Annotated in this window: 10 protein-coding genes; 7 read left to right on the top strand and 3 right to left on the bottom strand. The window is 69.4% G+C overall.

Annotated features, from left to right (window positions below; all coding sequences use genetic code 11):
* The first annotated feature begins 626 nt into the window (after window positions 1–626).
* Window positions 627–2,837: a flagellin N-terminal helical domain-containing protein gene (locus DA075_RS12875; protein WP_099953573.1), complete on the top strand. Its 2,211-nt coding sequence runs from the start codon at window positions 627–629 to the stop codon at window positions 2,835–2,837.
* A gap of 158 nt (window positions 2,838–2,995) precedes the next feature.
* On the opposite strand, the gene DA075_RS12870 is transcribed toward DA075_RS12875, so the two are convergent.
* From DA075_RS12870 to DA075_RS12860, 3 genes are read right to left on the bottom strand one after another with little or no spacing between them, the layout of a single operon-like run.
* Complete coding sequence (locus DA075_RS12870) at window positions 2,996–3,316, bottom strand: cupin domain-containing protein (protein ID WP_099953572.1); 321 nt, start codon at window positions 3,314–3,316, stop codon at window positions 2,996–2,998.
* Window positions 3,317–3,326: 10 nt separating this feature from the next.
* A complete protein-coding gene (locus tag DA075_RS12865) occupies window positions 3,327–4,355 on the bottom strand; it encodes a histone deacetylase family protein (RefSeq protein WP_099953571.1) in 1,029 nt (342 codons plus the stop codon).
* Window positions 4,352–5,047, bottom strand: coding sequence for a GntR family transcriptional regulator (locus tag DA075_RS12860; protein WP_232388415.1), 696 nt, complete (start codon window positions 5,045–5,047; stop codon window positions 4,352–4,354). The genes DA075_RS12865 and DA075_RS12860 overlap by 4 nt, the downstream gene beginning before the upstream one ends.
* A 234-nt stretch (window positions 5,048–5,281) precedes the next feature.
* Here DA075_RS12860 and DA075_RS12855 point away from each other — a divergent pair, with 234 nt between their 5' ends.
* From DA075_RS12855 to DA075_RS12830, 6 genes are all read left to right on the top strand, one after another.
* On the top strand, window positions 5,282–6,052 hold the full coding sequence (locus tag DA075_RS12855) for a class II aldolase/adducin family protein (RefSeq protein WP_099953569.1): 771 nt from the start codon (window positions 5,282–5,284) through the stop codon (window positions 6,050–6,052).
* 113 nt (window positions 6,053–6,165) lie between these two features.
* On the top strand, window positions 6,166–7,719 hold the full coding sequence (locus DA075_RS12850; RefSeq protein ID WP_099953568.1) for an ABC transporter substrate-binding protein: 1,554 nt from the start codon (window positions 6,166–6,168) through the stop codon (window positions 7,717–7,719).
* Window positions 7,720–7,752: 33 nt separating this feature from the next.
* Window positions 7,753–8,721, top strand: a complete 969-nt coding sequence (locus DA075_RS12845; RefSeq protein ID WP_099953567.1) for an ABC transporter permease — start codon at window positions 7,753–7,755, stop codon at window positions 8,719–8,721.
* Window positions 8,721–9,599: an ABC transporter permease gene (locus DA075_RS12840; protein ID WP_232388418.1), complete on the top strand. Its 879-nt coding sequence runs from the start codon at window positions 8,721–8,723 to the stop codon at window positions 9,597–9,599. Before DA075_RS12845 ends, DA075_RS12840 begins: the two co-directional genes overlap by 1 nt.
* Before the next feature lie 2 nt (window positions 9,600–9,601).
* Window positions 9,602–11,221 carry an ABC transporter ATP-binding protein gene (locus tag DA075_RS12835; RefSeq protein ID WP_099953566.1) on the top strand — a complete coding sequence of 540 codons (1,620 nt, stop codon included), beginning with the start codon at window positions 9,602–9,604 and terminating at the stop codon, window positions 11,219–11,221.
* Window position 11,222: 1 nt separating this feature from the next.
* Window positions 11,223–12,164, top strand: a complete 942-nt coding sequence (locus tag DA075_RS12830; protein ID WP_099953565.1) for a 2-hydroxyacid dehydrogenase — start codon at window positions 11,223–11,225, stop codon at window positions 12,162–12,164.
* Window positions 12,165–12,440: the final 276 nt, after the last annotated feature.

Below are 12,440 nucleotides of genomic sequence, written 5' to 3'. Positions count from 1 at the left end.
CCGCCTCCTGCGCGATGATCGGCAATCGGGTCGCCCGATCCTCGACCCGGAAGCGCCATCGCGCCTGAGCGCAGCGCCTTCCGGTGCATCGCCACGTCAGCCGCAAAGCTCTCGGAACGTCGCTCCCCCCGCACCGCTCGCGTCATCCAGGCTGCCTGAAGCCGCACCCGGATCGTGCGGGGCCTGGGATGCTTCCATCCTGGCCGGACCGGCGCAGTCGCGCGCCCCTTCCCCATCTGGCCGGCAATGCCGGTGCAGGGCCACTTGGCGGCGAGAAGGCGGCCATGCCCATGGCGCCGGGACCCGGTCCGCCAAGCCAGCCGAAGGGCGGCGCGGGCGCTCACCGACTGCGTTTCCGGCCCCACGCGCTATTCCTGACGAAGCAAGCTGCCGCCCCGCTCCAGACCGTGGATAACTCCCACGCTCGCGCAAACGTGGTAACTTCCCCATTAAGGTAAATTGATCCGCACGTTGCCGCGACTGCATTAATCAATCGCAAGTCATGCCGTCCGGATCCCGGTGAAGCGATGCGTTTTCAGCTTCTCGGTAAGAACCGGGCAAGGGGTCGGGCGCATTCTGATCATGCCTTCAAAACACGAAGGTCTACCGATCAATAGGATCGCCCAATGTCTTCCGGCATCACCCTCTCGGCCGCTACTCGTCAGAACCTCCTGTCGCTCCAGGACACGGCGACCCTGTTGTCGACCACGCAGAGCCGTCTCTCGACGGGCAAGAAGGTCAACACCGCTCTCGATAGCCCGAGCAACTACTTCACCGCCCAGGGCCTGAGCTCGCGCTCCTCGGCTTTGAGCAACCTGCTCGACGGCGTCTCGAACAGCATCCAGACGATCCAGGCCGCCAATACCGGCATCACCAAGCTGCAGGGCCTAACCGACCAGCTCAAGTCGGTCGCCCAGCAGGCCCTGTCCTCCTCGAACGCCTTCACCGCCAAGGCCGGCGTCTCCTCGACGGCCCTGACTGGTGCCACCGCCAACAACCTCCTGTCGGTCGGAGCGACGACGGCGGTAGGCGAGAACAAGGTCGGCGACGTAATCGCCGAGACCGCGACCGGTCCGGCCCAAACCAGCTTGTCGTCGATCCAGGACGCTATCTTCGGCGCGGGTGCGGCTGCCGGTGCTACCGGCACCCTCTCGATCGACGGGCAGACCATCACCCTGACCAAGGGTACCGACGACGGCAGCGAGACCGCCCTCGCCACCGCGATCACCTCGAAGCTCGGCACTGCTGGCTCGGGCGTGACGGTGACGTACGACGCGACCGCCAAGACCTTTACCGCGACCGGCAAGAGCGACGGCACCGCCTTCGCGATCGGCACTGACGCCAAAACCCAGGCGATCCTCGGAACTGCCCAGCCGGCCGCCTATGGCACCGCCCAGACCGCGACTAGCGTCGACGTCTCGACCACTCAAAAGATCGACAATGCGATCTTCGCGAGCGGTTCGACGGCGACGGTTTCGATCGACGGGGTGAACGTCACTCTGACGAAGGGCATCGACGACTCGGACACCGCCACGTTGTCCAAGTCGATCAACAACCAGCTCAAGGCCGCCGGATCGGCCGTGACGACGAAGGTTGTGGGCAATAACCTCGTCGCGACCGGCACGAGCGACGGCGGTGCCTTCACGATCGGCAGTGATGCGACCACCAAGGCGCTGTTCTCGGCAAATCCCGTGGCTGGTAAGTTCAGCCCCACGGCGACGAGCCTGGCCACCGGCCTCGGCTTCGTTGCCGGCGACACCTTCACGGTCAACGGACAGGCCGTCACGGTCGGCCGCACCGACACCCTGTCCTCCCTCGCCCAGAAGGTCAGCACCGCCACCAACGGCACGGTGAGCGCCACCTACGACGCCACCGCCAAGAAGTTCAGCTTCACAGCGGCGGATTCCTCGACCGCGATCGTGCTCGGCGACGGCAGCACCTCGACTGCCAAGGTGTCGAAGCTCGGCTTCGCCGCCATCACCAACTACGGAGCCGGCCAGGGCAACACGGTGGCCGACACCTCCGGCCTCGTCCCGACCCAGAAGTTCACGGCCAGCAAGCTCGACGGTCAGACCATCAGCGTCCAGGTCGCCGGCGGCAACGCGGTCAGCCTGACCTTCGGCACCGCCGCGGGCCAGATCTCGACCCTGAACCAGCTCAACGCCGCCCTGGCCCCGGGCAACGCGATGGCGAGCATCGACAGCACCACCGGCGCGCTGAAGATCACCACCACCAACGAGGCCGGCGGCGACAGCCTGACCGTGTCGGCGAGCGGCACGAACAAGCCGTTCAGCTCCGCCACGTCGAGCGCGATCATCGGCGGCGACGGTGCGAACAGCCGTAACGCACTGGTCAACACCTTCAACAACCTGCTCGGCCAGATCGACCAGATGGCGGCCGATGCCGGCTTCAACGGCACCAACCTGCTCGCCGGCGACACGGTCAACGTGAACTTCAACGACAAGGGCACCTCCTCGCTGAAGATCACCGGCACCACGGTTACCGCCTCGCTGCTCGGCATGAATGCCATCAACCAGGTGGACTTCCAGGACAGCAACTCGATCAACGCCGTCATCAAGACGATCAACAGCGCGTCGAGCCAGCTGAAGAGCCAGGCCTCGACCCTCGGCGCCAACCTGGCGGTGGTGCAGAACCGCCAGGACTTCACCAAGCAGATGATCAACGTGCTCGATACCGGCGCGGCCAACCTGACAAATGCCGACCTGAACGAGGAGGCGGCCAACTCGCAGGCCCTCTCCACCCGCAACTCGCTCGGCATCTCGGCCCTGTCCCTCGCCAATCAGGCTCAGCAGGGCATCCTCCAGCTCCTGCGCTGATCGGGCGCCCGGGGCGCTTCCGCAAGGCCGGTCGCCGGTCTTGCGGCAAGCTCCCGGGACGCGGCGAAAGCTGCGGTGGCGACCCGCCACCGCGGGTCCGGCGCGGATCTGAGACCAAGCAACCGGCCGGGGCGCGAGCCCCGGCCGTTTCTCGTTCGTCAGAGGGAGGCGGCCAGCCCCTCGGGGCGCTTCACCTCGATCTCCACGAAGGCGATCGGGTGGTCGGAGCCGTTCTGGACGTCGTGGCGGATGCCGGCCGGGCGGCGGTAGGACTGGCCGTGGGCGAGGGGCACCTCGGTGACTTGGGCACCGTCGTGGATCCGGAGCGTGCCTTCGGTGATCATCACCACGAAATAGGGCCAGCCATGCTCGTGCCAGCCGGTGACGGCGCCGGGGAGAAAATCCCAGCGGGTGATGCGGACCGTGTCGTCGTCGTGCTGGACGGTCGGGACCGCGGGAATCGTGCAGGCGAAGGCCATCGGGGATCTCCTACCGGGCGGATTCGAAGCCGGCGAGGACCGCCGTAAGGTTCTCGCCCAGCAGGTCCGAGAGGTAGCCGCCCTCCTGCACCAGGACCGTCGGCAGATTCAGGCGTGCGAGCGCCGCGCCGATGCGGCGGAAGCCGTCGGTGGTGATGGCGAGCCCCGCGAGCGGGTCGTGCTCCGAGGCGTCGAGGCCGAGCGCCACCACGAGGGCCGTCGGGGCGAAGGCCTTCACCATGCGGCTCGCCACGCCCTCCAGCACCGCCAGGTAATCGTCGTCGCCGGTGCCGAGCGCCAGCGGCAGGTTGAGGTTGGCGCCGATCCCCTCCCCTTCCCCGCGCTCGTGGGCATAGCCCCAGACGAAGGGGTAGAAGCCGCGCGGATCGGCGTGAAGCGAGACCGTCAGCACGGAGGGATCGCGGTAGAAGATCCCTTGCGTGCCGTTGCCGTGATGCACGTCGACGTCGAGCACCGCGACCCGGGCGTGGCGCTGGCGCAGGTGCGCGGCGGCGACCGCGCTGTTGTTGAAGTAGCAATGGCCCCCGGCCCGGTCGCGATAGGCGTGGTGGCCGGGCGGGCGGCAGAGCGCGTAGGCCGCGTCCTCGCCGTCGAGGACGAGTTGCGCCGCGCTCGCCGCGACATCCGTCGCGGCGCAGGCCGCCGCGTAGGTGCCCGGGCCGATCGGGCAGGCGGTGTCGACACTGTGCCAGCCGAGCCGGCCGACGATATGGGTCGGGTAGGTCGCGGCCTCCCGCACCGGGTGGATGTTGGCGATCATCTCGGGCCCGTGGTCGGGCAGGGCCGCCCAGGCCTCCCAGGCCTCCGCCATGAAGGCGAGGTAATCGGGGCTGTGCACCCGGGCCCGGGCGCCGGCGCCGTGGCCCTGCGGCGCCACCACCGCATGGTTGCCGGCCTTGAGCCCCGCGAGCAGGCGGTCGGCGCGCTCGGGCTGGTCGGCGGCGGGCTTCACCTGGCCGCGGACCAGGAAGAATTTCGGGTCGTGGCTGCGGTTTTCCTCGGAATGGACGGCCTTCATGGGATCTCCGGCGTGGTGGGGGTGAGGCTCTGCACCAGTCGGACGACCTCGCGGCGGGCGACGCCGATATGGTGGTCGACATGGGCGACGATGCGCTCCGGGTGGCCGGCCTCGATGGCCTCCAGCACCGGCTCGTGCGTGCGGGCGATTTCTTCCGGATCGTCGTAGAGCCGGCCGATCAGCCCGATCACGATCCGCAATTCCGAGGCCAGCCCGTCGAACAGGCGCAGGAGCCGGCCGTTGCCGGCGGCCTCGAAGATGAGGCGGTGGAACTGGTAGTCGGCCTCGACGATGGTGGCGGGGTCGTCGCGCCGGGCCAGCTCCCGCATCAGGGCGAGCTGACGGCGAAGGGCGTCCCGGGCCGCAGGCGTCAGGCGGCGGGCCGCCTCGACCGCGGCATGGCGCTCGACGCAGAGACGCAGGTCGTAGAGCTCGTCGACGTCCTGGGCCGAGAGCTCGCGCACGAAGAAGCCGCGCCGCGGCGAGGCCTTGAGCAGCCCCTGGCTCTCGAGGAGGCGCGCCGCCTCCCGCACCGGCGCCCGGCTGATGCCGAGCTCGCGGGCGACCGCCGCCTCCGCCACCTTGGCGCCGGGGGACAGCCGCCCCTGCACGATCGCGTCGGTGAGCCGGCGCGCGACCTGGCGCACGAGATCGCTCTCGGCCAGCACCGGCAATCCGACGGGTTGGGACATCGCGCGCATCGCACCTCCGTGGACGCAGTGTGCAATGTGCAGGCGTCGATTGTCGACACTTTCAGCTTGATCGTCACGCAAGGCCGGGTCAGTCTAGGATCAAGCCGGGCGATGTCGAGCTCCGCCCGGGCCTGCGAATCCGGCCGCCGACGCGAGAGTCTCCGCGCGGCGCCACCCGTACACGCGAAGATGTGGTGGCCTGCCCGCCACCGAACACTTCCGCGAGGAGGTCCGATGTCGTCATCCGCTCATCCGCACGCCGACGAGGCGATGCATCGCATCCGCATCGACCTCGCGGCGGCCTACCGGCTGATCCACCGCCTCGGCCTCGATGACAGCATCTACACCCACATCTCGGCCCGGCTGCCGGGGCCGGAGCACCGTTTCCTGATCAATCCTTACGGGTTGCGGTTCGAGGAGGTGAAGGCCGGCAACCTCGTCACCGTCGACCTCGAAGGCCGGGTGGTGGACGACCCGTGTGGCCTCGGCATCAACCCGGCGGGCTTCACCATCCACAGCGCGGTCCACGCCGCCCGGGAGGATGCGTTGTGCGTGCTCCACACCCATACGGTGGCGGGCGTCGCCGTGTCGTGCCAGGAGGAAGGGCTGCTGCCGCTCAACCAATGGTCGATGCAGTTCCACGGCCGGCTGGCCTATCACGACTATGAGGGCATCGCCCTCGACCTCGACGAGCGCCAGCGCCTGGTGGCCGATCTCGGCGACAAGCCGGTGATGGTCCTGCGCAACCACGGCATGCTGACCTGCGGCCGCTCGGTCGCCGAGGCGTTCAAGCTGATGCACAACCTGGAGCGCTCCTGCCGCGCCCAGCTCGCTCTGCAGGCCACCGGCGCCCCGCTGATCCGCCCCTCGGCGGCGGTCGCGACGAAGACCGCGGGCCAGTACGCCTCGTTCTACGACAAGATGGAGACGGGCACGCTGCCCGACACCGAGTGGGACGCCTTCAAGCGCATGCTGGAGCACAGCGACCCGGATTACAAAGAGTAGTCAAAGCAACCCACGCCCGCTGCCGAGAGGAGCGCGGGATCCCCTCTCCCGCATGGGAGAGGGGAATGGTGCTTGCAGTTTCGACGCCGCGACAGGGACCAAGAGGACAACCGATGCTCAAGACGATTCTGGCCGGCACCGTGCTCTCCCTGGCGCTCGCCGGCACCGCCCTGGCTCAAGCCACGCCGAAGCCCGGCGGCATCGCCAACGCGGTGATCCAGCCCGAGCCGCCCGGCCTGATGCTGGGGATGGTGCAGAACGGCCCGAGCCAGATGGTGGCCGGCAACATCTACGAGGGCCTGCTGCGCTACGATTTCGACCTCAAGCCCCTGCCTGGCCTCGCCGAGAGCTGGAGCATGAGCGACGACGGCAAGACCTACACCTTCAAGCTCGTCAAGAACGCGACCTGGCACGACGGCAAGCCGTTCACCGCCGACGACGTGATCTTCTCGGTCGAACTTTTGCGCCAGACCCATGCCCGCGCCCGCGGCAACCTCGCCCGGGTGGCGAGCGTGACCGCGCCCGATCCCTACACCGTGGTGTTCACCCTCTCGGAGCCGTTCGGGCCGTTCCTCGGCATCTTCGAGGTCGGCTCGCTGCCGATGATCCCGAAGCACGTCTATGCCGGCACCGACTACAAGACCAACCCGGCCAACAACACGCCGATCGGCACCGGCCCCTACATGTTCAAGGAGTGGAAGAAGGGCTCCTATATCCGGCTGGTCAAGAACCCGAACTACCATGTCGCCGGCAAGCCCTATCTCGACGAGATCTACTGGCACGTGATCCCCGACGCCGCCGCCCGGGCGGTGGCGTTCGAGACCGGCAAGGTCGACATCCTGCCCGGCGGCTCGGTCGAGAACTTCGACGTGCCGCGCCTGTCGAAGATCAAGGGCGCCTGCTCGACGACCAAGGGCTGGGAGTTCTTCAGCCCGCATTCCTGGCTCTGGCTCAACAACCGCAAGGGCCCGACCGCCAACAAGGCCTTCCGCCAGGCCGTGTCCTACGCCCTCGACCGCGACTTCGCCCGCGACGTGGTTTGGAACGGGCTGGGCAAGCCGGCCACCGGGCCGTTCTCCTCGACAGTCCGCTACCACGACCCGAAGGCCGCGAAGTATTCCTACGACACCGCCAAGGCCAAGGCGCTCCTCAAGGAATCCGGCTACAAGGGCGAGACGGTGCGCCTCCTGCCGCTCCCCTATGGCGAGACCTGGCAGCGCTGGGCCGAGGCCGTGAAGCAGAACCTCGAGGATGCCGGCATCAAGGTCGAGCTGGTCGCCACCGACGTCGCCGGCTGGAACCAGAAGACCTCCGAGTGGGACTACGACATCGCCTTCACGTATCTCTATCAATATGGTGACCCCGCCCTCGGGGTCGGGCGCAACTACGTCTCGTCGCAGATCGCCAAGGGCTCGCCGTTCAACAACGTCGAGGGCTATTCCAACCCGAGCGTCGACGAGGCCTTCGCGCAAGGCGCGGTCGCGGTCGGCGACGACAAGCGCCGGCCGATCTACGAGGCGGTGCAGAAGACCCTGGTCGAGGACGCGCCGGTGGCCTGGCTCCTGGAACTGCAATTCCCGACCATCACCCGCTGCAAGGTCCACGACCTCGTCACCACCGGCATCGGGGTCAATGACGGCTTCCGGGACGCTTGGATCGACCGCTGAAGGCTCCTGGATCGACCGCTGAGGGATAACGGCATGGTGGGCTTTCTCGCGCAGCGGGTGGCGAAGGGCATCGTGGTGCTCCTCGCCATCGTGGTCCTGAACTTCTTCCTGATCCGCCTCGCCCCCGGCGACCCGGCCCTGGTGATGGCCGGCGAGGCGGGGGCCGGCGACGAGGCCTTCATCGCGCAGCTGCGGGAAAAGTTCGCCCTCGACCAGCCGCTGCCGAGCCAGCTCGGCGCGTATCTCGGCAGCATCGTGCACCTCGATCTCGGCTACTCGGTGCGCCAGCAGATGCCGGTGGCGACGCTGATCGGCGAGCGGCTGCCGGCGACGCTGCTGCTGACCGGCAGCGCCTTCGTGGTCTCGCTCTCGCTCGGGGTGCTGCTGGGCTCGCTCGCCGCGCGGCGGGCCGGCACGCTGGCCGACACCGCGATCACCGGGCTCGCCCTCCTGTTCTACGCCACGCCGTTGTTCTGGGTGTCGCTGATGGCGATCATCCTGTTCTCCGTCCGGCTCGACTGGCTGCCGAGCTTCGGCTTCGAGACCGTCGGCGCCGGCTATACCGGGCTCTCCCGCGCCCTCGACATCGCCCACCACCTCGTCCTGCCGGCCCTCACCCTCGGGCTGTTCTTCATGGCGGTCTACGTGCGGATGACCCGCTCCTCGATGCTCGAGGTCTCGCGGCTCGACTTCGTGAAGACGGCGCGGGCCAAGGGCCTGACCGAGGGGGTGATCCAGCGCCGGCACATCCTGCGCAACGCCCTCCTGCCGGTGGTGACGCTGGCCGGGCTCCAGGCCGGGACGCTGGTCGGCGGCGCGGTGCTCACCGAGACGGTCTTCGCCTGGCCGGGGATCGGGCGGCTGATGTACGAGGCGCTGCTCCAGCGCGACTACAACCTGCTGCTCGGCGTCTTCGTGGTCTCCTCCGCGATGGTGCTGGTCTTCAACCTCGTCACCGACGTGGTCTACCGCGCGGTCGATCCCCGCATCGAGGTGGCGTGATGAGCGGCGCCCTCCCCCTGGCCGCCCCGGCGCCCGCGCGCCGCCGCGGGCCGCTTTCCGCCTTCCTGCGCCATCCGGGCGCGGTGATCGGCCTCGTGATCCTGGCTCTGGTCGTCGCCGCGGCTCTCCTCGCGCCGGTGCTCTACCCGACCTCGCCCTGGCGCATGGTGCAGCGGCCCTTCGTGCCGCCCTTCACCCTGGAGCGGGTGCCGCTCGGCACCGACGCGCTCGGGCGCGACATCGCCGCCGGGCTGATGCACGGGGCCGGCGTCTCGCTGATCGTCGGCCTCGTCTCGACGCTGGCCGCCCTGCTCATCGGCGTGCCGCTCGGGGCGCTCGCCGGCTATCTCGGTGGCCGGGTCGACGATGCGCTGATGCGCTTCACCGAGCTGTTCCAGACCGTGCCGAGCTTCGCCCTCGCCATCGTGCTCGTCGCGATCCTCCAGCCCTCGCTCTCCTCGATGATCCTCGCCATCGCGCTGGTGAGCTGGCCGCCGGTGACCCGGCTGGTGCGGGGCGAGGTGCTGTCGTTGCGCTCGCGCGAATACGTCCAGGCGGCGATCGTGACCGGGCAGACCACCTTCACCATCCTGCGCCGGGAGGTTCTGCCCAACACCCTCTCGCCGATCGTGGTCCTGGCCTCGCTGATGGTGGCGACCGCGATCCTGCTCGAATCCTCGCTCTCGTTCCTCGGCCTCGGCGACCCGAACCGGATGTCCTGGGGCTTCATGGTCGGGGCCGGCCGCACCGTCATCCGGCAGGCTTGGTGGATCACCGCCTTTCCGGGCCTCGTGATCCTGCTCACCGTGCTCGCCCTCAACCTGATCGGCGAGGGTCTGAACGACGCCCTCAACCCGCGCCTGTCCCGGGAGCGCTGACGATGGATGCCGACACGAAGCGGGTCGCCGTCGCGGTCCGGGACTTGAGCCTCGCCCTGCCGGCGGGCGGCGACCGGGCGAAGGCCGTCGACGGCGTGTCCTTCGATCTCGTGGCGGGCGAGATCCTGTGCCTCGTCGGCGAGTCGGGCTCCGGCAAGTCGATGTGCGCCCATGCCCTGATGGGCCTGCTGCCGAAGGCGGTGCGGCCGGTCTCCGGCACGATCCGCCTCGGCGAGACCGACCTGCTCGCGCAAGACGACGCGGCCTGGCGCGACACCCGCGGCCGGCGGATCGCGATGATCTTCCAGGAGCCGATGACGGCCTTGAACCCGCTGATGCGGATCGGCGACCAGATGGCCGAGATGTTCGAGGCCCATGGCCAGCTGACGCGCAAGGAACGCCGCGCCCGCGCGGTGGCGCTTGCCGGCGAGGTCGGGCTGCCGAATCCGGAGCAGATCGTCCGCTCCTATCCGCACCAGCTCTCCGGCGGGCAGCGCCAGCGGGCGATGATCGCGATGGCGCTCGCCCTCGAACCGGCGGTACTGGTGGCCGACGAGCCGACGACGGCGCTCGACGTCACGACCCAGGCGCAGATCCTGAAGCTGATCCGCGACCTGCAGCGGCGCCGCACCATGGCGGTCCTGTTCATCACCCACGATTTCGGCGTCGTGGCGGAGATTGCCGACCGGGTGCTGGTGCTCCGCCACGGCCGGGTGGTGGAGGAAGGCCCGGCCGCCGCGGTGCTCGGCCGGCCGCAGGCGCCCTATACGCGTACGCTGCTTTCCGCGGTGCCGACCATGGACCCGCCGGCCCGCCCTCCCCTCTCGGGGCCGAAGGCGGTCGAGGTGGTGGGCCTGCAAAAAACCTACGTCACCGGCGGCGGGCTGTGGCTGCCTCGGCGCCGTACCGCGGCGGCGCGGGACGTGGCCTTCGCACTCCATCGCGGCGAGACGCTCGGCCTCGTCGGCGAATCGGGCTCGGGCAAGTCCTCGGTCGCGCGCCTCGTCATGCGGCTGATCGAGCCCGATGCCGGCCGCGTGCGACTCGGCGACACCGACCTGACGGGACTCAAGGGCGAAGCCCTGCGCCAGGCCCGCAGCCGCATCCAGATGGTGTTCCAGGACCCCTTCGCCTCGCTCAACCCCCGCCGCAGCGTCGGGCGCATCATCGCCGACGGGCCGGTGGCGCATGGGGTGCCTCTGGCTGAGGCGATGGAGCGGGCCCGCCGCCTCCTCGGACTCGTCGGCCTCGACGAGAAGGCGGTGGAGCGCTTGCCCCATGAATTCTCCGGCGGCCAGCGCCAGCGCATCGGCATCGCCCGGGCGCTGGCCCTCGAACCCGAGGTGCTGGTCGCCGACGAGGCGGTCTCGGCCCTCGACGTCTCGGTCCAGGCCCAGGTGCTGGCCCTGCTCGAGGACCTGAAGACGCGGCTCGGCCTCTCGATGCTGTTCATCACCCACGATCTCCGGGTGGCGGCGCAGATCTGCGACCGGATCGCGGTGATGCGCCAGGGCGAGATCGTCGAGCTCAAGACCGCGAGCGCGCTCTTTGCCAACCCCGAGCACCCCTATACCCGCGCCCTCCTCGACGCGGTGCCGGGCCGGGTGCGGCAGGCAGCCTGAGATGGACCGCCTGCCCTGCGTGCTGCTCAGCACCACCACCGACATCCGCGGGCTATACGGCGACGCGCTCGGCGCGATCGCCGACCGGGTCGAGATCCTGGATCATCCGGCGGAGAATCCCGAGCGGGTGCGCCTGGCACTGGGCTGGCGCCCGCCCGCCGACGCGCTGGCGCGCTACCCCAACCTTGGCGCGCTCTGCTCGATCGCCGCCGGCGTCGACAACCTGCTGGCCTGCCCCGGCCGCCCGCCCGACCTGCCGGTGGTGCGGGTGGTCGATCCCGACCAGGCGCGGACGATGTCGGGCTTCGTGCTCTGGCACGTCATCGGCCACCAGCGCCGCTTCGCCGCTTACGCCGAGAACCAGCGCGACCGGCTGTGGCGCCGCCTCTACCCCCGGGACGCGAGCGCCGTTCCGGTCGGCCTCCTCGGCTACGGCAAGATCGGGCGGCGGGTCGCCAGCGACCTCGCCGCCCTCGGTTTCCCGGTGCGGGCCTGGAGCCGCACGGCGCAAGACGCCGATCCCGGCATCACCCACCATCATGGGCCGGACGGGCTCGAGGCGATGCTCGGCGGGAGCGAGGTTCTGGTGAACCTGCTGCCGCTGACGCCGGAGACACGCGGCATCCTCGATTCACGCCTGCTCTCCCGGCTGCGCCACGGCGGCGCCCTGATTCAGGTCGGCCGCGGCGAGCACCTGGTCGAGGCCGATCTCCTGGCCGCCCTCGACTCAGGTCATCTCGCCAGCGCCGCCCTCGACGTCTTCGCCACCGAGCCGCTGCCGCCCGCCCACCCGTTCTGGGATCATCCGGCGATCCGCGTCACCCCGCACGAGGCCTGCGACGCGAGCCCGCAGGCCGTCGCCCGCACCCTGCTGGCCGCCGCCGAAGCCGTCCGTGAGGGACGTGTGCCGCCGGACACGGTGGATGCGGCGCGGGGCTATTAAGTAGGAAATAGTGATTTCAGGAACCGCCTGAAATCTATGGCGCCTCTCCCCTCTCCCGTGTGGGAGAGGGGAGAGGCGCTTGATCTTTATTCGAACGCATCGAGCGGCAATCGCTTGATCGTTGGCGGCGTTCAGATTGCCACGCTTCTTCCGTTGCGGTAAAAACGGTGCATGGACCGGGATTGGACCCGGCAGGAGGGCGAGCCATGGAATCCATCCATGCCCGCCCCGTCCTCTGACGGGGCAACGACGCGAGGATCCCCGCGAGCGCGGCGG

It is taken from the genome of Methylobacterium currus (assembly GCF_003058325.1).
GTDB lineage: Bacteria > Pseudomonadota > Alphaproteobacteria > Rhizobiales > Beijerinckiaceae > Methylobacterium > Methylobacterium currus.
This window is presented reverse-complemented; position numbering and strand designations above follow the sequence as displayed.